15 protein-coding genes and 1 tRNA gene are annotated in these 21,638 nt (G+C 43.0%); 12 read left to right on the forward strand and 4 right to left on the reverse strand.

The features are described 5' to 3' along the window. Positions 1 to 135 precede the first annotated feature (135 nt). Both V7K50_RS12885 and V7K50_RS12890 read left to right on the forward strand, forming a co-directional pair. On the forward strand, positions 136 to 1,233 hold the full coding sequence (locus V7K50_RS12885) for a Gfo/Idh/MocA family protein (RefSeq protein WP_334960497.1): 1,098 nt from the start codon (positions 136 to 138) through the stop codon (positions 1,231 to 1,233). Between the two features lie 6 nt (positions 1,234 to 1,239). After that, positions 1,240 to 1,485, forward strand: coding sequence for an HNH endonuclease (locus tag V7K50_RS12890; protein ID WP_334960499.1), 246 nt, complete (start codon positions 1,240 to 1,242; stop codon positions 1,483 to 1,485). A gap of 124 nt (positions 1,486 to 1,609) precedes the next feature. Here the strand turns inward: V7K50_RS12890 and V7K50_RS12895 are convergent, their stop codons facing one another. Then, the gene (locus V7K50_RS12895) at positions 1,610 to 4,327 is read right to left on the reverse strand and encodes a DUF3536 domain-containing protein (RefSeq protein ID WP_334960501.1); all 2,718 of its coding nucleotides are present in this window, start codon (positions 4,325 to 4,327) and stop codon (positions 1,610 to 1,612) included. A gap of 741 nt (positions 4,328 to 5,068) precedes the next feature. Between V7K50_RS12895 and cax the strand changes: the two genes are divergently transcribed. The 4 genes from cax to trmFO all read left to right on the forward strand — a co-directional run bounded on the left by cax (position 5,069) and on the right by trmFO (position 10,146). After that, positions 5,069 to 6,160, forward strand: a complete 1,092-nt coding sequence (cax, locus tag V7K50_RS12900) for a calcium/proton exchanger (protein WP_334960502.1) — start codon at positions 5,069 to 5,071, stop codon at positions 6,158 to 6,160. A gap of 397 nt (positions 6,161 to 6,557) precedes the next feature. Then, entirely contained in the window at positions 6,558 to 7,697 is a 1,140-nt protein-coding gene (locus tag V7K50_RS12905; RefSeq protein WP_334960503.1) for a serine/threonine-protein kinase, read from the forward strand. Positions 7,698 to 7,951: 254 nt separating this feature from the next. Next, positions 7,952 to 8,710 (forward strand): Uma2 family endonuclease, encoded by a 759-nt coding sequence (locus V7K50_RS12910; RefSeq protein WP_334960505.1) that lies wholly within the window; start codon positions 7,952 to 7,954, stop codon positions 8,708 to 8,710. Between the two features lie 122 nt (positions 8,711 to 8,832). After that, positions 8,833 to 10,146, forward strand: a complete 1,314-nt coding sequence (gene trmFO / locus V7K50_RS12915; protein ID WP_334960507.1) for an FADH(2)-oxidizing methylenetetrahydrofolate--tRNA-(uracil(54)-C(5))-methyltransferase TrmFO — start codon at positions 8,833 to 8,835, stop codon at positions 10,144 to 10,146. A gap of 81 nt (positions 10,147 to 10,227) precedes the next feature. On the opposite strand, the gene V7K50_RS12920 is transcribed toward trmFO, so the two are convergent. Next, positions 10,228 to 10,872: a ferritin-like domain-containing protein gene (locus V7K50_RS12920; protein ID WP_334960509.1), complete on the reverse strand. Its 645-nt coding sequence runs from the start codon at positions 10,870 to 10,872 to the stop codon at positions 10,228 to 10,230. A 430-nt stretch (positions 10,873 to 11,302) separates the two neighbouring features. Beyond that, positions 11,303 to 11,596, reverse strand: coding sequence for a hypothetical protein (locus V7K50_RS12925; RefSeq protein WP_334960511.1), 294 nt, complete (start codon positions 11,594 to 11,596; stop codon positions 11,303 to 11,305). Between the two features lie 160 nt (positions 11,597 to 11,756). Between V7K50_RS12925 and V7K50_RS12930 the strand changes: the two genes are divergently transcribed. Together V7K50_RS12930 and V7K50_RS12935 are read left to right on the forward strand one after the other, a co-directional pair. Then, positions 11,757 to 12,962, forward strand: a complete 1,206-nt coding sequence (locus V7K50_RS12930) for a murein hydrolase activator EnvC family protein (protein WP_334960576.1) — start codon at positions 11,757 to 11,759, stop codon at positions 12,960 to 12,962. Positions 12,963 to 13,027: 65 nt separating this feature from the next. Continuing rightward, a tRNA-Arg gene (locus V7K50_RS12935) sits at positions 13,028 to 13,100 on the forward strand. A 1,096-nt stretch (positions 13,101 to 14,196) separates the two neighbouring features. Here the strand turns inward: V7K50_RS12935 and cas12k are convergent. Next, positions 14,197 to 15,651 (reverse strand): type V CRISPR-associated protein Cas12k, encoded by a 1,455-nt coding sequence (gene cas12k, locus V7K50_RS12940; RefSeq protein ID WP_334960513.1) that lies wholly within the window; start codon positions 15,649 to 15,651, stop codon positions 14,197 to 14,199. Positions 15,652 to 15,719: 68 nt separating this feature from the next. Between cas12k and V7K50_RS12945 the strand changes: the two genes are divergently transcribed. The 4 genes from V7K50_RS12945 (at position 15,720) to V7K50_RS12960 (ending at position 21,409) form a co-directional block, all read left to right on the forward strand. Continuing rightward, on the forward strand, positions 15,720 to 16,151 hold the full coding sequence (locus V7K50_RS12945) for a MerR family transcriptional regulator (protein WP_334960515.1): 432 nt from the start codon (positions 15,720 to 15,722) through the stop codon (positions 16,149 to 16,151). 75 nt (positions 16,152 to 16,226) lie between these two features. Beyond that, positions 16,227 to 18,452, forward strand: coding sequence for a DEAD/DEAH box helicase family protein (locus V7K50_RS12950; protein WP_334960517.1), 2,226 nt, complete (start codon positions 16,227 to 16,229; stop codon positions 18,450 to 18,452). A 9-nt stretch (positions 18,453 to 18,461) separates the two neighbouring features. Then, positions 18,462 to 20,114 carry a type I restriction-modification system subunit M gene (locus V7K50_RS12955; RefSeq protein ID WP_334960519.1) on the forward strand — a complete coding sequence of 551 codons (1,653 nt, stop codon included), beginning with the start codon at positions 18,462 to 18,464 and terminating at the stop codon, positions 20,112 to 20,114. Continuing rightward, on the forward strand, positions 20,111 to 21,409 hold the full coding sequence (locus V7K50_RS12960) for a restriction endonuclease subunit S (RefSeq protein WP_334960521.1): 1,299 nt from the start codon (positions 20,111 to 20,113) through the stop codon (positions 21,407 to 21,409). The genes V7K50_RS12955 and V7K50_RS12960 overlap by 4 nt, the downstream gene beginning before the upstream one ends. The last annotated feature ends 229 nt before the right edge of the window (positions 21,410 to 21,638 follow it).

The following is a 21,638-nucleotide window of genomic DNA, read 5'->3' on the forward strand; positions in this document are numbered from 1 at the left end:
CATTTACGTGAGGTACACCCGTAGGGGCACGGCATTGCCGTGCCCCTACACCTCGTGATGTAACCTTGTACTGCATCTGAATGGGAACCGCTATATGAATAATAAAAATCAGATAAATATGGGAATAAAAATAATATGATTGGAGTTGCGATCGCAGGTACTGGATTCGGTCAAAAAGTCCACATCCCTGGATTCCAAGCACATCCTCAAACTGAGGTTGTTGCTATTTATCACCGAGATATAAATAAAGCCAAAGCCATAGCCGAATCCCATAATATCCCTCACGCCTCCGATTCACTTACAGATATTGTGGCATTACCAGAAGTGCAAGCTGTCAGCATCTCTACACCGCCATTTTTGCACTACGAAATGGCAAAAACTGTACTCCAAGCGGGGAAACATTTATTACTAGAAAAACCGACAACTTTAAATGCAGTTGAGGCTAAAGAACTTTATCAGTTAGCTAAAGAAAAAAGCCTAATTGCAACTGTAGATTTTGAATTCCGCTTTGTACCAGGATGGCAGTTGTTTGCTGAATTATTATCAGAAGACTATGTGGGTAAGTTGCGCTTAATTAAAATTGATTGGTTAGGTTCTTCTCGCGCTGATACTTCCCGCCCTTGGAATTGGTATTCTGACAAAGATAAAGGAGGCGGTGCATTGGGATCTTTAGGTTCCCACGCCTTCGATTATATTCACTGGCTTTTTGGGCCAGTTCGTAGATTAAACGCCCATTTGACTACTGCGATTCCCACACGAGTTGACCCTGTTAGTGGAGAATCTAAGGCAGTGGATACAGATGACAACTGTATATTAACACTGGAATTAGCAGATGGCACACCTTGCCAAGTTGCTATCAGTGCCGTTGTTCATGCAGCAAGAACCCATTGGGTAGAAGTATATGGCGATCGCGGTACATTAATTGTGGGCAGTGAAAATCAAAAAGATTATATACATGGTTTTCGGGTTTGGGGTTCCCAGCCAGGTAAACCTCTAACGGAAATAGAAATACCAAATCGGTTAATTTTTCCCAAAAATTATGCTGATGGGCGCATTTGTGCATTTATCCGTGTAGTAGACCAATGGGTACAAGGAATTGAGCGCAATCAGGAAATTATACCATCGCTACGAGAAGGAATTTATTCTCAGTTGTTGATGGATTTATCTCATGAATCTCATCAAAAAGCAAGTTGGGTAGATGTTCCCAGCTTGTCAGAATTTCTTAGCAGCTAAAAACAAATGAGCAAAACTCCCCGTATTCGCATCCCATTGGAAGTAAAGAAGTATGTTTTTCAACGTGACAAATACCAATGCCGAAGTTGTGGTAAAACTACTGTAGAAACTAACCTCAGCATTGACCATATCATTCCCCTGGCTCGTGGTGGTCAAAACGATATCAGCAATTTACAAACTCTTTGCTTTACTTGCAATCAACTGAAAACAGACAATATTGATCCCCGTTTTCGGCGTCATTTTGATTTATAACGGTTCTCAATCACATGGAATACAGACCTAACCCCCAGCCCCTTCCCTACGAGCGTTGGGGAGTAAGCCTCAAAGCCTCTCTCCTTTTAGGAGAGAGGTTTGGAGAGAGGTCAGACGCGTACATCTATCTCAATTGATTTGAGATCATGCTGACATCAACGGCTAACTTTTTGCCCAACTTAAGCAACTGAAAACACTGATTATCCCCTTCATTGTCAACGTTAGTGATACACACCGGCGCGATCTGACTTTGCAGACAACTAAAGTATAGTTCCTGCGATCGCTGTAGGGAAATGTCAATATTTAGTTGATCCCCGACATCAATCAATCGCTCCAGTAGTTGGATATCTGCATTAAAACTACCATTGGCATCGTGCAATAATTGCCAGAGCGATCGCGCAATTAATTTTTCTAACATCTGCTTTCCTTCAGGAATATTCAGATGACAACGCAGATGTTTTGCTTCAGTTGCGATCGCTTCCAATTCTAATAGGTGACTCCAACTCTTTTGGGGATCAGCAATTTCTTGCTCAAGCGATCGCAATGTCATCAGACAACGATGCCCTAAGGCAATATCGGCTGCAACCTGCAATTCTTGCGGTACTGCGATTTCATCTCGATGAAACGCCATCAGCACACCATAATTATCACGGTAGGCTTGAGTATACAACTGCCCTAAACGTGTCAGTGTTTCCTGACTCAGCAGCCGCATAATTCGGTGGCGTTCTTCAGCAAATAGATTTTGCAAGCTGAAAGCTTCTTCTCCAAATAGCTGTGTCATCGCCAAGATAGTCTGAGCCGCACTCGCTTGTTGCAGTGCGCCAAACAGCTTTTCTTTTAATTGGCTGTAGTCACGCCGCCCAGTAAATTGTTGAATGCCGCAGTGAAAATCCCAGCCTCCCAAATGCAGAACTGCAAATACTAAATGCTCGCTTTCCCAAGTAATCTCTGATACCAGCTTTAAATTTCCCACAGCCAGAGTTAGCGATCCCATGCGTTGCAATTGGTAATCTAGCTCATTGGCAGCGTAGCAATAAACCCGCTTATGGTAACGCTGAGATTGTTGATCGGCAGCATCTTTTCTCGGCAAAGAATTGTGTGTCTCTGCTGGTTTCTGATTGCTAAATAACGAAGTAATGGCGTAATGGGCTGCTACTTGCTTAAAGCCAAGTTGGGCGGTTAACACAAGTTGGCGATAAATTTCGGCACCGTGTTTGAACTGATCCACATTACTGGGGGCTAAACCAAGACGTTTGACGAAGCCTTTTTCTAACTGCACACCAGCCACATCCCCTGCTAATTCCAAAGCACGGGCGGCGTAGCGGAGAATTTGTGTCCCCTCTGGACGGGAAATTTCTTCAAAAAACCAACCGCAACTAGTGAACATCAATAAAGCGTGACGCTGCATTTCTAACAGGCGCAGAGCGTCTACTTGTTCGGCGGCGGTTAGTTTGTGGGTTTGATGACGGGCGAGAAAACGGTTAACATTGGCAGCAGAGCGATCGCGCAATACTTGGATATATTCATCCCGTGCTAGCCAGGGATCACGAAATAACTGCCTACCTTGTTCTTCATACACCTCAGTTAGCTGATCCCGCAGCCAATTTAGGGCATCCCGCAAGGGACGACGCCATTTTTGATGCCAAACACCGCCTTCTCCACCACAACCACAGTCATCTTCCCATCTGCCGACACCGTGGGCGCAACTCCAGGCGGTGACTGACTTTAATTCCACTTCCCAACCGGGAGAATTTAAGCTGAGGTAGTGAGCGAAGTTCGTCACCGTCCAACCGTGTTGGGGAAACTCTTTGGTAAAGGCGTAGGCTAAGGTTTTCTCAGTTCCCTTTTTGTGGTGTCCAAAGGTTTCTCCATCCGTGGCCACAGAAATCAACTGTGCCAGACGATGATCCCCACGTACTGCTGAACCGATACGTCCAGCAAAATGACTCGAATTATAAACCACATCACTAAAACCCATATCCCGCGATATCGGACCATCGTAAAAGAAGATATCAATGTAGGGTAATTCTTCTTTTCGATCTTCTTTGGGGCTAGTGGCGTTCGCACTCAGAGGTGAAGATGAAGTATCTAATGTCGGCTGCAAATAACAACGATAGGGACGGGTAGAATCAATCTGACTACCACCGACTTCGATCCATTCAGGATGGGGATGATCTGGAGTGGGGAGGGGACGGCAACGCAGTGCTTGAGACGGCGCAAGGATAATGAAGCGAATACCTTCAGCGACAAGAGCTTCTAGGGTGGCGTAGTCTACAGCCGTTTCTGCTAGCCACATTCCTTCGGGATCGCGGCCAAAGCGGGAGCGGAAGTCTTCTTTACCCCAGCGAATTTGGGTATATTTGTCGCGTTCGTTCGCTAGAGGCATGATGATGTGATTGTATACTTGCGCGATCGCATTGCCGTGACCATGCAAGCGATCGCTACTCTTCGTATCCGCCTCTAAAATTCGCTGATAAACCTCCACATCGTAGCGTTCTAGCCACGACATCAGCGTTGCCCCAATATTAAAGCTGAAATACTCATAATTGTTGACGATCCCCACCACTTCACCTTGGTCATTTAAGACTCTGGCAAAAGCATTCGGGCGATAGCATTCCCAATGAATCCGCTCATTCCAATCATGGAAAGGTGCAGCACTCGGTTGGCGTTCAATTGCGTCCAGATAAGGGTTTTCCCTTGGTGGCTGGTAAAAATGACCATGCACCGTCACATAAATACCATTAGCCTTTCCCAGGGGATCGGTTTCTTTGGTGTTATTGGGATCTGAATGTAATGTTAACGTTGAGCCAGAGTTAGCTGGCATTTGGGCAGCAGAAGTCATGTATATTTATCCAAAACAAAAAACTTGCACTTGCACCGAAAACATTGTGCATAAACCTTTCTCCAATGGTTCCCGCACAAAATCCGGTATAAAAAACAACTATATAACCCAACCAAATTTTTGACAAAGCGATTTTATTGTAGTGGGAAATCTGCGTTATCGCACAGCCCTTTCCCTGAAGGCTCAAAGTAATTAGCCATTGAACAAAGCCTCAGTTAGGGGGAGCATCCCAATTTTGCCAAAAGGCACAAAACTAGCAGAAAAACCCTGTACAAACCTCTTTCCTTGGCGTCCTTGGCGTCCTTGGCGGTTCGTTATTTCATTATTGGCCTAAGCCAAAATCCCGGATAAAAATAAACTTGCACATTTGGGATGCTCCCCAGTTAGGGGTTTTATCTTCTTCACCGCCAATCAAAATTCTAATTGTCTTTTAATATATTAAACCTTATTTACGATGTAACATATTGGCACAGATTCAGACTTTTGCAACAAAAGATTACGATAACTCATTATATCGCAATTTTATTTTACACAACATCCGCAGCAGTGAGATGAAAACAGTACAATCTCTGAATTGCTCTATAGACGGTTGAGAGTATCATATCGGAGTGCTGAGTGAGGAGTTAGAAGTGAGGAGTTAGAAGTGAGGAGTAGATTAAACTCATAACTCATAACTCATAACTCATAACTCATAACTTATAACTTATAACTCCGTAAGATACCCTCAACTTAAGACAACAAATGTCAACCAAAAACATTATTCTTTTCGTTCTATTGCTGTTTATCCCGGTTTCTCTAGCAGCCCACTTTCTGGAGTGGGGAGACTTGATAGTTTTCATTACAGCTGGATTAGCAATTTTGCCCTTAGCAGCTTGGATGGGTACAGCCACAGAAGAAATTGCTGTCGTAGTCGGACCATCATTAGGGGGCTTGTTAAACGCCACCTTTGGCAATGCTACAGAACTAATCATCGCTCTCGTAGCCCTGAACGCTGGGTTAATAGATGTAGTCAAAGCCAGTATCACGGGATCGATTATTAGCAACTTACTACTGGTGATGGGTTTTTCCATGCTTTTGGGAGGACTGCGCTACAAAGAACAGACATTTCAGCCAATTGTGGCGCGGGTGAATGCTGCTTCGATGAATTTGGCGGTGATTGCCATTTTGATGCCCACGGCGATGAATTACACTTCTCAAGGAATTAACGAAGAAACACTGCAAAATCTTTCTATTGCTGTTGCTGTAGTATTAATCTTGGTTTATGCCCTAACACTGCTATTTTCGATGAAAACCCACTCCTATCTATACGATGTGGGTGTAGCGGAGACAGAAGAAGAGGAAACCTCTCACGCTAAACCAAATATGACGTTATGGATTGGCGTGCTGCTAGTATGTACCTTGCTAGTGGCAATTGAATCAGAAATGCTAGTCGGTACTTTGGAGGTGGCCACATCTCAGCTAGGTTTGACGGCGCTGTTTACAGGGGTGATTTTGGTTCCCATCGTCGGTAACGCGGCGGAACACGCCACAGCAGTCACCGTAGCGATGAAAGATAAGATGGATCTTTCCCTTTCGGTAGCTGTGGGATCAAGTATGCAGATTGCCCTATTTGTCGCACCTGTGTTGGTGATAGCAGGACGGATATTGGGACAACCGATGGATTTGGATTTCAAACCCTTTGAATTAGTCGCTGTGGTTGTGTCAGTGTTGATTGCCAACAGTATTAGTTCCGATGGTAAGTCCAATTGGCTGGAAGGTACTTTGTTATTAGCTGCCTATACAGTATTGGGTTTTGCCTTCTACTTCCATCCAGTTATGGAAGGTATGGGGTAGTTAGCGCGGTGTAGCCCGCACTTCTCTACGAGACGCTGCGCGTAGCTTGTACGACAAAGCTCAGTGACCATCGTAGACATCGCTCTTGATTAATTTTAGATTTTAGATTTTAGATTCTTTTTGTTCATGCCAGACTAAGGGACTTCCAACAAATAAATTACCCAATCTTCTGGGGTGGGCAACATGAGCGCCCATACACAAGGGCGGCCGAGACGCCCACCCCACAATAAGTAGTTGAGTATTTTTTTATTTGTTAGTCCCTAAAGTCCCGCCACGCGCTTTCAACCCTTGTGGGTGACACAAATCCAAAATCCAAAATCCAAAATTTAAAATCTGTTGATTACCCCCTTTTGCCTGGGACAGGAGAAAATAAAGAGATATAAGAGCGATCGCCTGTATGAGCTACTGCCTTAATCCCCATTGTCCCAAACCGGAAAATCCTAATCATGTCAAGTTTTGTGTGACTTGCGGTTCTAAGTTACTCCTCAAAGAACGTTACCGTGCTATCAAACCAATCGGACAAGGTGGTTTTGGCAAAACCTTCTTAGCTGTGGATGAGGATAAACCCTCAAAACCACGCTGCGTAATTAAGCAATTTTATCCCCAATCTCAAGGCACTAATACTCTTGCAAAAGCTGTAGAGTTATTTAACCAAGAAGCGGTGCAGTTAGATGAATTGGGCAAACATCCCCAAATTCCCGAACTACTGGCATATTTTACCCAAGAAGCTCGGCAGTATCTTGTACAAGAATTTATCGATGGGCACAACTTAGCCCAGGAACTAGCACATAGAGGTGCTTTTAGTGAAACGCAAATTCAGCAATTACTAAATGATTTATTATCAGTATTGCAATTTTGTCACGCTAGACAGGTAATTCACCGCGATATTAAGCCAGAAAATATTATTTTACGTGAGAGCGATCGCAAACTAGTATTAGTAGATTTTGGTGCTGCTAAATCTGCCACTGGCACTGCCTTAAACAGAACTGGTACTAGTATTGGTAGTCCTGAATATGTTGCACCAGAACAAATGAGAGGTAGGGCTGTTTTCGCTAGCGATATTTACAGTTTGGGTGCGACTTGTATTAATTTATTAACAGTGCGATCGCCCTTCGATTCTTATGATACCAACAACGATACTTGGGTTTGGCAGCAATACTTGAAAACCCCTGTTAGTAATCAGTTGAATCGCATTCTCAACAAGATGCTAGAAAGTATCCCAATTCGGCGTTATCAAACAGTAGATGAAGTTCTCAACGATTTAAATCATCAGTCACAAGTAGCAGCTACACCAGCGATAGCGGCAAAACCGATCCCTCAATCACCACCCAAATCTCCACCAGCTTTTGTACCGAAATCTCCTAGTCAAATTGATCGGGAATTAGAGGAAATGAAAACCCAATTTTTGGGTAGTAGCAAACCTCAACCAAATAAAATACAGCCACCAAACCCCATATCTCAAACTCCTAGTAAAAATAAAATAGATGAAGAATTGGAAGAATTAAAAGCCAAATTTCTTGGTAATAACAATACCTAAAAATACACTATGACCTATATCCTAGAAAGCTACGGTGTACACATAAGTCCTAAAAACCTAGTTTTGTAGGGTGTGTTATGCCGTAGGCTAACGCACCATCCCAGATTTTCGGTGCGTGATAGCAAAGCGGTAACGCACCCTTGTATTTAGCTTGGTTTTTGATCGCCGACTTAATTTATAGCTAAAATCAATATTAACGCGATCGCTATCTCAACTAAAAATATCATCTAAAACCTATACTTGGAGGTGCAGCAATGGTACAACAAGTCACACCAGAAACCACCATCGAAGTCATCTACCCGGAAAGCGACGGACAGCCAATGGCAGATAATACAGAACAATTTGCATGGATTGTCAAAATTAAAGAAAATTTAGAAATCTTATTTCCATCGCCAGCTGATGTATTTATCGCCGGAGATTTGTTTTGGTATCCAGTTCAAGGAAACCCTAATATTAAACAAGCGCCCGATACGATGGTAGTTTTTGGCAGACCAAAAGGCAAACGGGGTTCCTATTTACAGTGGAATGAAGATAATATACCACCACAGGTAGTATTTGAAATTCTATCGCCAGGTAACACCCTCAAAGAAATGACCAAGAAATTGCATTTTTACCAGCGTTATGGTGTGGAAGAATATTATATTTATGATCCCGATAAGAATGATTTAAATGGCTTGCTCCGTTCTGAGGATAGTTTTGAAGTCATCGAAGAGATGAATGGCTGGGTAAGTCCGCGTTTAGGAATCCGTTTTACACTGACACCGGATACCCTGGAAATTGTTTCTTCCACCGGACAAAAGTTTTTAAGCCCCGGAGAAATTGACCAGTTACGGGAACAAGAACGCCAACGTGCAGAACGAGAACGTCAAGCAAAGGAAGCGGCTTTACAAGAATTAGAAGCGGCTTCACACGAAAAGGAAGCGGCTTTACAAGAATTAGAAAAAGAGCGCGATCGCTATCAAGAATTGTTAGCTAAACTCCAAGAAAAGGGAATTGACACAGATAATTTGTAATTGCTGCTATTGATGGTGCGTTATACTGTCACTCCTGGCTATGTCTAAAATAGCCGACTTGTTGATGCGTCCTAGCGCTGATGCTGGTGGATACTTATGAGATGGGAATTAAAAATTTAACTATGGAACAACAACCGATAGAAGTAATTGGAGGTGGACTAGCTGGAACAGAAGCAGCTTGGCAAATCGCCCAAGCTGGAGTGCCAGTAATTCTGCATGAAATGCGTCCAAAGCGATTTAGTCCGGCTCATCATACAGAACATTTGGCAGAATTAGTGTGTAGTAATTCCTTTGGGGCAATGGCAAGCGATCGCGCTACTGGATTATTGCACGAAGAGTTACGCCAACTCGGTTCTATCGTCATTTCTAAGGCTGATGAACACGCCGTACCTGCGGGTGGGGCGCTAGCTGTAGACAGGGGACAATTTGGCCAAGACTTGACTCAAACTTTAGCAAATCACCCTTTAATTGAATTCCGCCGGGGTGAAGTGTCTGCGATTCCTGAAGGAATTGTGGTTTTGGCCACTGGGCCTTTAACTAGTCCCGACTTAGCCGAAGATTTGCACCGCTTTACGGGGATGGAATACCTCAGTTTTTTTGATGCAGCTAGCCCGATTATCGTGGGAGAATCGATTAACCGTGACGTTGCTTTTATGGCATCACGTTATGACAAAGGTGAAGCGGCTTATCTCAACTGCCCAATGAATAAAGAGCAGTACTTGCATTTTCGGGAAGAACTCTGTAAAGCTGAACAAATAGAACTCAAGGGTTTTGAACGGGAAACGGCGAAATTTTTTGAAGCCTGTTTACCCATAGAAGAACTAGCGCATCGAGGGGAAGATACCATGCGTTACGGCCCCCTCAAGCCAGTGGGATTGTCAGATGCTCGCACCGGGGAACGTTTTTATGCTGTGGTGCAGTTGCGACAAGAAGATAAAGCCGGTCAACTGTGGAATATGGTAGGATTTCAAACAAATCTGCGTTGGGGTGAGCAAAAGCGCATATTTCAGTTAATTCCCAGTTTAGAAAACGCAGAGTTTGTGCGCCTGGGGGTGATGCACCGCAACACTTTTATTAATGCTCCTCAGTTAATGCATCCTACCTTGCAATTTAAAGAGCGTCCGACATTGTTAGCAGCAGGGCAATTGATTGGTACTGAAGGCTACACAGCTGCGGCGGCGGGTGGTTGCTTGGCGGGAATTAATGCAGCAAGATTAGCTTTGGGTAAAGAACCTTTGGTTTTACCACCAACAACAATGATGGGTGCGTTATTAGAATTTATTAGTTCTGCTTCGCCGAAGCATTTTCAACCAATGCCGCCTAACTTTGGGATTTTTCCCGATTTAGGAGTGAAAATCAAAAGTAAACCGGAGCGTTATGGACGTTACCGCGATCGCTCTTTAGCTGATTTGGCAAACTGGAAAGCCCATAATTAATGGGCATGGGGCATTGGGCATTGGGCATTGGTTATTAACTCATCTCCCTCATCTCCCCACTCCCCACTCCCCACTCCCCATTTATACCTTCAGCACCCAAGCTTCACGATTCTCAGAGCTAACAAAAGGCGCTGGTACGATTTCGATATTTACTCCGAGGGCTTTGAAAGTGGCACGAATAGCCGCAGCATGGGCAGACTCAGTAGAGCCGATACTCGCCCCGATAGTAATCAATTTTGGAGTTTTCAACTTAGCAATTTCCTGGCTATAGGCGATCGCTGCATCTGTCTCCAAAGCTAAAGCTAGCTTGGCAATATTCACATCGCTATCCAAGTTGCCCTCACCCCTTTTGATGTATGATGAAACATCATAGGTAGACTCGGTTTTTACTGGAGTTCCCCCCAAACTCGTGATCGTAGCTGCTAAAGCATCCCGATGGTTTTTATGATCCGCTTGGTTGCGGAGCGCCAAAGCCAAAACAGCTTTACCAACCTCAGTACTAGTTAGTTTGCCAGCAGCAGCACCATAAGCCCAAATTGCCTGGTGTTCGTAATAAAGAGCATTATTGAGAATTTTGACATCGTTTCGTCCAGCAGTTGTTGTCCGAGCATCAGCCTTCTTGGTAATCAACGGCAAACCCAACGCAGTCGCTATACCACCAACTGCTCCACTCATTATTAGCCCACGGCGGGAGGATTTTTTGCTTAAAGGGCTTTGATAGTCCATGAGTTAGTGTCTCCTCAAGAAATTACGGTTTTTTGATGCGGATATGAAAATGAGGGCATACCCAGGGCACGAATAACCCTGCAAGTACTTCCTTGGAAAAACAATAATTTTTCCCAAAGATATAGTTTTAATGTGTCTTGACTAGATATTCACTTTCCACGTCAATGACTGCTCATTTGTAACTCATTTTGGCAATGGTGTCAGCAATTACACTAAATTGGAATAAATACTATTTTTGTATTTTGAACTTACAGCAGTTTTCATGTATTTGAACCACATCTATCGTAGGGGCACAGCATGCTGTGCCCCTACCGCGTGGTCTATTTACCTGAAATATAGCTGTAAATGCAGTATAGGCAAGCATTTAGTCAGATTATTCGCTTTATTTTGACTAGCGAACAAAAATAACTTTGTATTATTTATGGTAGTTTTATTTACTTGTGTCAATAGTGACTAAACCATGTATACCTAGCGCTGTAATTACACCTCCTAGCAATCCCCAGGTGCCATCGGCAAATACGTTGATGCGATGAATGTAGGTGCGATGATAGGCATACTCCAACTGTCTATCATTTACTTTTCCAACCTCTACCAGGTTTTCCACATATCTTTCAGCTTTAATCAGTGCTGCATAATCGAGATTAAACCAATATAATGATACTCCCACCACTGCTAAACCTGGAAAAACCAAGGTAATTAAGAGAATTGCTATACGTGCGTTCATACATCTCACCCGCTAATAAACCTGCTCAATGCTGACATAGCTGGAATCCTTGTGTTACAACTTGGCAGGCCAATTTAATAATCTGTTGGAGTGGGTGAATCAGATTTTGGGAATAATCCTCATAGTGTTTAAAAGCATCGTTGTGGTTGGGCTACACACTATGAGAGGGCGATTTCTTGAAAAAAAGCAGATTTATTACAGTTTATCTATTGCATTTTGCTGCATTTTGTGGATTTATTTGGCATTAATTCCAGCCTACGCAACGTCTACAGGCTCTATTGATACTTTGCGACAACAGCAGCAACAAATGAACCAGCAACATCAGGGTGTGGTTAACGAGCGCGATCGCTTAACTAATCTTCAACAAGAAGCCCAAAAAAACCTCACTGGTTTAAAGCAAAATGTGCAAACTACAGATGGCTACATTCAAGAGAGCGAATCACGATTACAAGTCGCCACCCAACGCCTTCAGCAGTTAGAAACTGATTTAGCTGTGGCGGAACGTTCATATCAGGAGCGTCAAATCGCAACAGTAGCACGATTGCGTTATCTCCAGCGATCGCCAATTTCTGTGGGATGGGCAGTTTTGCTCGAAAGTGAAAATATTAGCGACTTTTTCAGCCGTCGTCATCAGTTGAAGTTAGTGTATCAGGCAGACGAGCAAATTTTGGTAAAACTCAACACCCAAGCAAACCTGATCAATAAACAGAAGACAGAATTAGAACAGCAAAAAAACGAAATTGCTTTGATTCGTGAGCAACTCTTAGCAGAAAAAGCCGATTATCAAACCCAGGCGCGATCGCAATCAGAATTGATTCAACGCCTCAATAGCGATCGCCTCGCCCTAGAAGCAGCGCAAAACCAGCTAGAGAGAGATTCCAAAAATCTGGAAATCTTGATTCAACAAAAGGTAGCAGAAAGCAGAGAAACAGAATCGGCGCAAACAAAAACCAACAGTCGGACAAGTGCGATCGTTCGGGGAACTGGTGTAATGGCATATCCTAGCGATGCTCCTACCAGCAGTCCCTTCGGCTGGCGGATACACCCAATCCTTGGCTATCGTCGCTTTCACGCCGGGTTAGATTTTGCCGCTAGCTATGGTAGTACAATTCGGGCAGCCGATTCGGGCAGAGTGATTTTTGCTGGGTGGTATGGTGGTTATGGTAGAGCTGCAATTATCGACCACGGCAATGGCATGACGACATTGTACGGACATACCAGTGAGTTGTATGTTACCGAAGGACAAGCAGTTGAACGCGGACAAGCGATCGCTGCTGTTGGTTCTACAGGTTTCTCAACTGGTCCCCATCTCCACTTTGAAGTGCGTCGAAATGGTACACCGGTAGATCCAGCTAATTATCTTTAAGCCAAAAACCAAGTTTTTTGAGGCTGCAAATTCTATCCCAGACGTGTTATAATGCGGAAGACTAAGGGCGCGTAGCTCAGTGGATAGAGCAACAGATTCCGGTTCTGTGGGTCGGGGGTTCAAATCCCTCCGCGCTCGTATCGATTGCCAAATTATTTGTCCGCGTTGACAGATTAATGTCCTTCTTGCCAAATTATTGTCCGTGTTGACAAATTGTATATCATTACAACACCCTGCCATACCTAAAGTATGGCAGAACTCTTCTTTTATAGGGTAACTAATCGGTTTCAATATTAGAGCTAAAATCAAGCTCTTCAAACAAAGAATCTGTTGCTCTATCCTTTCAACCCACCTAAAAAGTGTTTGCTATGAACACTGGAAAAATTCCAAAACTCAATAAAGCTTTTAATGTACTAGGACATACCCATTGACAGCGAAAGTCGTAGCGACTTTCAACCCGCCTCTCGCTGGGAGGAGTGTTGAAACCAGTTGATCGAACCGGGATCGGATTCATTCATTGGCACTTTCAACCCGCCTCTCGCTGGGAGGGGTGTTGAAACGTTGCCGAGAGCGAGTTCGACAAATTCAGTATCAGGCTTTCAACCCGCCTCTAGTTGGGAGGGGTGTTGAAACCCGAAAAAATAACCTATCCACATACTAATTTGCAATGCTTTCAACCCGCCTCTACCTGGGAGGGGTGTTGAAACTCAGAATCTCTGTGCTTCCTCATCGTTCTTACTTTCAACCCGCCTCTAGCTGGGAGGGGTGTTGAAACTCTGCGCTCCAAACCCTTGATTTGCCAACAGTTCTGAATGCATTTTTGGCAAGTCTCCCAAAATCGCCTGTCTGTTAACACTTAAAAAAGTAAATTAACTGACACCAGAAAAGCTACAAGCCTTAATCAATAAGCGATTTGAAGTTTTGGCAGATCCCCAGGGAAATTGACCCCGCTTCGATTCGCCAAAAAATAATTAAGGTGGGTTCCTCCTTGCTCGGAGGTGATTCAGTAGCCACCACTGCGGTAAACCCGCACCTCTATTACTGGGGGCGCACCTAATTCCTATCCACAAGGGACAGCAGCATCAAGGTGGGCAGCTACCAGGGTCAGAAAGCAAGACTGTTTAACAGCAGTCAAACTAACCCAAATTTACACAGCACAGAGGCTTATAACAAGCATGAACTGCGGCGCTGTTGAATTTTCTTATTTTATTATCAAGGTTCGGTATTTTGTCAATCAGTTTATTTTGCGAGAATGATAAGCTGCGATCGCTAATTCTTTCGCTTTCTCTTGTGGACTACCTCGAATTGGCTGTTTTGACTCCTCTATAACAATTCCAGCTTTAACAGCTGACGAGTGAATATTTGCCATCAATCTGCCATAACTCCATTGATGAACGCTAACTCGGTACTGTTTGGCATACTGTTTTTGAACTTCTATTAAGTCTGATTTTTGTTCAGCTTTGGCTTGAATCTCACTTTGAACTTGCTCTCGCATATTGTCTAATTTGGGTAGAACAATACTTCCAGCACAGTATGTTTGGGCGATCGCAATAATCTCTTTCGCTAGTAATCTGTCAATATACTTCCCTAACTCCGATTCTCCAAACTGATTTGGTGCAGCAAGCGTTTGAGCTATTTGGCGTTGGTGGGATAAAAAATGCTTTTGCTGTCGCTGTCGATTTAGCAGTTTGTAATTATCACCCAGTAGTTGTTTGATGCTGCGATAGGTAATTACTTGACCTGTAGTGCCGTCTACTACCGCTAGCGTTGCAGGCTTTTCTAAGCCAAGGCTAATACCAATAAGAATATGAGATTGTCCTTTATATAAAGGTTTAGTGGGGCGAGGAAAAGGGTTATTAATTCTGTCTAAGGTGGAGTTTTTCCGTTTTATGTGGGCTTGCTGTTTTTCATTAAGGTCGCCTTTGGCTTTTGTATTAGTGATAATTTTAGCGATTTCTTCAGCTTTCTCTTCCCTTACTTGATTGGTTCCTTCAGTCGTCCATAGGCGTGTATCCACAGAACAGTAGAGGGTTAAGCGATTAACATTCCAAGGATCGCCTTTGCCTTCCTCTTTATCGGTGATTTTGCAACCATTTTTGAGTAAATAGCTGATAGCATAACGAGTCAAGTTATCTTCTGTCTTGGGATAGGACTCAAATAAGTTCTTTGATAACCTCTTGCTATCTGAATTTTGAGCTTTTTTGCGCTTTTTAGCTTTTTTTACATTTGTTGATGGAGTTTCAGCAGTATTGAGGGAAGCAAATTGAGCCAAAATTTCAGCAGCTTTAGTGCGAAGACTATCTAAGCTGACACCACTACTTTCTATCAATTCAACATCACTGTTGAGCATTTGCAACCAGCGATTTTTACCTTCTAGTTGGAACTGCGATCGCTTCATCAAGGCAAACCATGATTTATAAATGTAATTCACCAATGCGATCGCACTCGCGTAAAACCGTCCAGGCTGACCAATGAAACGAGAATCAATTTTTAAAGGCTGGCAGAGTTCTTTGACAACACTAGTGGGGTGTTTGACCTTTTGTCGCCAACTCTCAAACTCTGGGTGTTGACTTACCCGATGCAATAGTTCATTAATCAGTGGCGTATTTAACTCCGCCATCAACTTCCATAGTTGGTGGCGTGATGATTCTGAGGCTACAAGACGACACTGAATAGTGATTTGGCTCATCGGCTTAAAACAATATTGTCTAATACTAACATAATTGTATTAAACAAGTCTTCTGTAAAATAAATTGTATGCAGGAGACATTTTTTACAAGCAAGGAAGCTGCTGAAATCACAGGCTGCACCCTTCGTCAGCTACAGTATTGGCGAGAGAGGGGGGTGATTGTTCCTGTAATCAGTGATACTGGGACAGGACGTAGTATTTATTACTCAAAGTCTAATTTGCTGGAACTGGCTGCAATGTCATATTGGCTATCTGTGGGGTTAAGTTTTGACATAGCCAGCACCACGCTCAAAAAGCTGAAAGACCAAGAGCCGGAGTTATTTACTTCAGGTAAAGGTAAGCGGTTTATGTTGTTGTCACAAGCACAGGAGCGATCGCTTGAGCTTGTGGAGTTTGACAGAAAAAAGGCGATCGCATGTTTGGATGCAGGTAAGCCTGTAATTCCGGTGTGGTTGGACGAAATCTATCAAAAGTTGGCGATGAAGTTGGGAAAAAGTTAAAACTTCTGAGATAAAGCGGAAAAGGCACTGACACTGAGGGCTTCGTGCTAACTTTGGTAAGACAGGAGTGATTTGATGAGCAACTTTAGCAAAGAGACAGACGCACGTATTAATATTGATGACCTTCTCCGCCAAGCAGGATGGAACCCAGCTGATAAATCTCAGGTAATGACTGAAGTTTCGGCTCAAATGGCAGATGGGAGAAGAGGGAGAGCCGATTATCTACTACTTGACCAAAGAGGTCGTCCCTTGGCAGTGATTGAAGCTAAGAAGCGTGCGATTGAGCCTTATGTTGCTAAAAATCAAGCACTTCCCTATGCTCGGAAGTTGGAAGCACCGTTTATTTTCCTCAGTAATGGCGAACTGATTTATTTCTGGGACTATCAAAACGATGATGCCCGGATTGTCAATTCTTTTTTTTCCCGGCGGGATTTAGAGCGGTTGCTTGAAATGCGCTCAACCCGTCAACCTCTAGCTACTATTGAAATTCCTGAATATTACACTCGACAGGGAGAAATTCGCTTAGTCCGTCCCTATCAAAGGGAAACTATGCAAGCTATTGACCATGCGGTTGAATTGGGGAAGCGGCGATTTTTACTCGAACTGCCAACTGGAACAGGTAAAACTGATTTAATTTGTCTGCAATTAAAACGCTTGATTCAATCGGGATATGCCGAAAAAATCCTGTTTTTAGTAGATAGAGAACAATTAGCAAAACAGGCATTAGAAGCAATCCAAGATGTTTTAAATCAGTATGGTAGCTACTGGCTGAAGCCGAGTGTGATCCGGCAAGAGCAGCAAATTACAGTTTGCTTACTCCAAACTATGATTAGCCGTTATCGGGAGTTTACTAGCGGCTATTTTGATGTTGTTGTGGCTGATGAATGTCACCGTTCGATTTATGGTATTTGGCAGACGGCACTTACTCACTTTGATGCGTTCCATATTGGTTTAAGTGCTACGCCAGCAGCTTACATTGAACGTAATACTTTTGATTTCTACAACTGCCGGAATGAGCAGCCAGATTTTACTTACGCTATTCAAACAGCATTTGAACAAAAGTATCTTGTCCCCTATCGATTCGCTACTGGGATAACTGAAATTATTGCTGAAGGTGCTGAAGTTGATGAGGTTTCTTATGACCCAGCAGACTTTGAACGCAAGTGGACTAATGAGGCGAGTAACCGCCTAATGATGCAGGAATTTGACAGACTGGCTTGGGAGAATTATCAAGAATTAGCACCAGGACAAAAGATTGGGCCTGGTAAGTCGATAGTATTTGCTTTGACAAAAAATCATGCAGCACGCTTAACCAGATATCTGAACGAATTACATCCAGAATGTAAGGGGCGTTACGCTGAAGTAATTACAAGTGATGTTGCTAATGCTGATGATTTAATTCGCCAGTTCAAATATGAGGATTACCCACAAGTTGCAGTCAGTGTTGATATGCTCAATACTGGCTTTGATTGCCGGGAAGTTTTGCATTTAGTTATGTGTCGGACAGTGCGGAGTCCAATTCTTTATCAGCAAATTCGTGGACGGGGGACAAGGACTGCGCCACATATTGATAAGCGCAAGTTTGTTATTTATGATTTTTTCAGAAATCACGAATATTTTAATGATAGCGATACTGATATTTATGCGGAAACTGGTCGAGGTCATGTATCAATTAGAAGCAACCAGCAACAATCCCGTCCTCGTTCAGAATTAATTGAATTAGGGCTGAGGGATAGATGGCAGCAATATGTCAATTATGTAGAAGTAGGTACAGAAGGGGAACGGGTTGATAGGCAGGATTATGTCACTAACTGGAAGCAAACAATTCAATCTGCTGTAACTAATGATCCAACACTCCAGAAAATTCGGGATGGAGAACTGTTGACTGAAACAGAAGAAACGGAACTGGTGCGGCGTTTGAATACACCCCGGTACTACTTTAATGAAGAAAACCTGCGGCGAGCTTACCGCAATTATAATGGTAGCCTGATTGATTTTATTCGGGCTGCATTGGGAATATTAAAGCTTAAAAGCCAGGAAGAATTACTGGAAGAAAATTTTAGAGCTTGGTTGGTTTCTCACTCTTTTGCACCAGCGCAAGCTCAGTATCTTTCTTTGTTGAAGAATCGGGGTATTGCCAAAGGTCAGCTAACCATAGATGATTTATTCTTGCCACCCCTCTCAGTTCTCAATGCTGCTGGTTTAGGTATAGAACTGTTTGGTGAGCAGGGATTGCGGGATATTTTTGATGAACTAAACCGCTCTGTGTTCGCGGTGGATACTACAGGTACAGAGGGTTAAGAGAGAAATATGGATTCAGAAATTCGGCGCAAACTCAAGCATATTACTGATACTTTGTGGGCTGGTGGGGTAACAAATCCTGTCACTTACATTGAGCAGATTTCTTACCTGATATACCTGAAGCTGTTGGATGAAGAAGAAGCAAATCGGGAGTTACGCGATCGCCTCATGGGTAATAATGGTAATGCTAAATTACTATTTCCCCAGCAAGCAGAACGTTATCGCTGGTCGAAATGGCGTTTCAAGAGTGGTACTGAACTACGGGACTTTCTGCGGGATGAAGTTTTCCCCTACATGGCGAATTCTTTGCTGAAAGATGAGCCAAAAGTGGCAGAGTATTTCCGGGATGCGGTTTTAGAAATTAATGACCCGAATGTTCTCAAGTTGGTAGTTGATGAACTCGATACCTTGGATTTCCTCAAAATGGGTCAGGATGTCAAAGGTGATATTTTTGAGTACCTGTTAACCCATTTAGGTCAATCTGCGCTTAATGGTCAATTCCGTACTCCCCGACAGATACGGGCGTTTATGGTGGAGATGGTTGACCCTGATTTGGGGGATACTATCTGTGATTTGGCTTGTGGAACAGCAGGATTTTTGATTGATAGTATTGAGTATATTTTGGCTAAGTACAGCGAAAATCCCATAGAAGTGCCGATTTACGGTGAGGATTGGCTGGAAAAACGGGGACTGACTTTAGCTGAAGCAAAACAGCAAATCCCCAATCTCCAGACTTATCGTAAAGGAAATGGGGATAGATTACCTGACTGGAAACTGTTGGAAGAGTCGATTTATGGCTTTGATGTCTCCCGCCAGATGATGCGAATTTCGATGATGAACTTGGTGCTGCATGGAATTCGCAACGCCAAGCTGAAAGTAGCAAATGTCTTGTCAGATATGGGGGGACTGACAGAAGATGATTTGCGCCGTCGCTATAAGGTGATGTTTGATAATCCCCCTTTTGCGGGAACGTTACCCAAAGATTCTATCCGTGCAGATTTACCGACAAATTCCAAAAAAAGTGAATTGCTGTTTTTGGCTGCAATCATGAAGTCTTTGGTAGCGGCTGGAAAGTGTGCGGTGGTTGTACCAGAAGGGTTACTATTTGGTTCCACTGGCGCTCATGTGGATTTGCGTAAAAAACTGGTGACAGAATTTGATTTATTAGCGGTGGTTTCTTTACCTGCGGGGGTGTTTAAGCCATATACGGGGGTGAAGACGGCCGTGCTGGTAATTCGCAATCCAATGGAATCTGCGGTGCGTCAGGTGAATCAAGTTTGGTTCTATGAAGTTAAAAATGATGGTTACGATCCTGACAAGATTTCCGGCGGGGGTAGACCGGAAACGCCAGAACTTAACGATATTCCCAATTTATTAAAGCAGTGGAAGGTTTATCGGGAATCGGGTTTTGTACAACCTCCAGGTTTTGAAAAGGGGGAGTTGCTGAAGCCGGGAAGTGAGGAACCCCGATGCTGGTGGGCATCTTTGGAGACTATTGCCGAAAATGATTACAATTTAGCTGCTGGGCGTTATAAGCCACAGGTAACTGAGGCTGTTTCTGATGATGATCCGGTTGAGTTGATTCGAGAAGTCTTGGAAATTGAGCGAGAAATTGCCTCTGGGCTAGAAAAGCTGCTTCGTGATGTGGAGGCGGTTTCATGAAGTGGCCTATTGTACCTCTTTCTATTGCAGCAAATATTAACCCTCGTAATCGAGAATGGACTAGCTTACCTGATGAAACAGAAGTAACTTTTGTGTCGATGTCTGCTGTTTCAGAGAAAACAGCTTCAATAGTTTTTCCAGAAATTCGTACTTTAAGTAAAGTTAGACGTGGATATACGCCTTTTCAAGAAAATGATATCCTCTTTGCCAAAATTACTCCTTGTATGGAAAATGGTAAGGCAGCTTTAGCGAAAAATTTAGTTAATAGTTTGGGATTTGGTTCAACTGAGTTTCATGTTCTAAGACCTAATAAATCAGTCCTGCCTGAATATATCTATTACTTTATAAGACAGCAAAGTTTTCGCAATTTAGCTAAACAAAGTATGCGTGGCGGTGTGGGACAGCAAAGAGTTCCAGAGGATTTTCTTACAACTTATTACCTACCCCTCCCTCCTCCCTCTGAACAACTCCGTATAGTTGAGATTTTAGATCAAGCTGATGCACTGCGAAAAATGCGGGCTGATGCTGATGCTAAAGCCGATCGCATTTTGCCTGCGCTATTCATCAAAATGTTTGGTGAGCCGTCAACTTGGACAGATATGAATACTGAAACTCTAGGGAGTTTAGTAAATATTCAGAGTGGGGGAACACCGTCGAAAAAAAATCCAGATTATTGGGATGGAGATATTCCTTGGGTATCTCCCAAAGATATGAAGCAAGATATAATTTTTGATTCTATTGACCATGTATCTCAAAAAGCAATAGAAGAAACGAATATAAAATATGTAGAGCCAGGTGCAATCTTAATTGTAGTTAGGGGTATGATTTTAGCGCATACCATTCCTATTGCATTAGCAGCTACTCGATTAACAATTAATCAAGATATGAAAGCACTTTATCCTAATCGCAATGATATTGATTCAACATATCTACACGCTGCATTAAAAGCATCTAACCGTAAAATATTGTCCCAAGTGGGTACAGCAGGACATGGGACAAGAAAATTTGATACTGATGAACTACTCAATCTGCCAATTTTAATTCCCTCTCAGGAACAGTTGAAGAAATTCCAGATAGTAGTTACAGAGTGTAGAGCAAGTTTGGCTGGTATCAGTAGAACAAAAGAAAAACTAGAAAAATTATTTGATGTTCTCCTTTATCGTGCTTTTTCTGGAGAACTCACAGCAAAATGGCGAGAAGCACACATGAAAGAACTGCTTGCAGAAATGGAAGAGCAAGCAAAAGTCCTCAATTTGACTGAGAATAAAGATTCTCAGCAGCTTTCCCTGTTGTAAAAATATCTACCCAAGAATGCAAAAGTGGCACTTATAAAATAAATGTGTAAAATATATCGTTAATACTATTACAAGTAAGAAGAAGCCACACAGTAAAAAAATACGAGAATGTCATTAAACTCTACCAATATAGTAGAGAAGCCGTTTTTAGGTTATTTTTGCTTATAACAGACAAAATATATGAATTCCACTCACCACTAAAAAGTCAGGAAAGCCATCAAGGTTTTCA

This window comes from Nostoc sp., assembly GCF_036917135.1.
Lineage (GTDB): Bacteria > Cyanobacteriota > Cyanobacteriia > Cyanobacteriales > Nostocaceae > Nostoc.

Excerpts from the sequence above, each read along its gene's own strand:
- V7K50_RS12885 (WP_334960497.1), top strand. The coding sequence starts at position 136 with ATGATTGGAGTTGCGATCGCAGGTACTGGATTCGGTCAAAAAGTCCAC.
- V7K50_RS12890 (WP_334960499.1), top strand. The coding sequence starts at position 1,240 with ATGAGCAAAACTCCCCGTATTCGCATCCCATTGGAAGTAAAGAAGTAT.
- V7K50_RS12895 (WP_334960501.1), bottom strand. The coding sequence starts at position 4,327 with ATGACTTCTGCTGCCCAAATGCCAGCTAACTCTGGCTCAACGTTAACA.
- cax (WP_334960502.1), top strand. The coding sequence starts at position 5,069 with ATGTCAACCAAAAACATTATTCTTTTCGTTCTATTGCTGTTTATCCCG.
- V7K50_RS12905 (WP_334960503.1), top strand. The coding sequence starts at position 6,558 with ATGAGCTACTGCCTTAATCCCCATTGTCCCAAACCGGAAAATCCTAAT.
- V7K50_RS12910 (WP_334960505.1), top strand. The coding sequence starts at position 7,952 with ATGGTACAACAAGTCACACCAGAAACCACCATCGAAGTCATCTACCCG.
- trmFO (WP_334960507.1), top strand. The coding sequence starts at position 8,833 with ATGGAACAACAACCGATAGAAGTAATTGGAGGTGGACTAGCTGGAACA.
- V7K50_RS12920 (WP_334960509.1), bottom strand. The coding sequence starts at position 10,872 with ATGGACTATCAAAGCCCTTTAAGCAAAAAATCCTCCCGCCGTGGGCTA.
- V7K50_RS12925 (WP_334960511.1), bottom strand. The coding sequence starts at position 11,596 with ATGAACGCACGTATAGCAATTCTCTTAATTACCTTGGTTTTTCCAGGT.
- V7K50_RS12930 (WP_334960576.1), top strand. The coding sequence starts at position 11,757 with ATGAGAGGGCGATTTCTTGAAAAAAAGCAGATTTATTACAGTTTATCT.
- cas12k (WP_334960513.1), bottom strand. The coding sequence starts at position 15,651 with ATGAGCCAAATCACTATTCAGTGTCGTCTTGTAGCCTCAGAATCATCA.
- V7K50_RS12945 (WP_334960515.1), top strand. The coding sequence starts at position 15,720 with ATGCAGGAGACATTTTTTACAAGCAAGGAAGCTGCTGAAATCACAGGC.
- V7K50_RS12950 (WP_334960517.1), top strand. The coding sequence starts at position 16,227 with ATGAGCAACTTTAGCAAAGAGACAGACGCACGTATTAATATTGATGAC.
- V7K50_RS12955 (WP_334960519.1), top strand. The coding sequence starts at position 18,462 with ATGGATTCAGAAATTCGGCGCAAACTCAAGCATATTACTGATACTTTG.
- V7K50_RS12960 (WP_334960521.1), top strand. The coding sequence starts at position 20,111 with ATGAAGTGGCCTATTGTACCTCTTTCTATTGCAGCAAATATTAACCCT.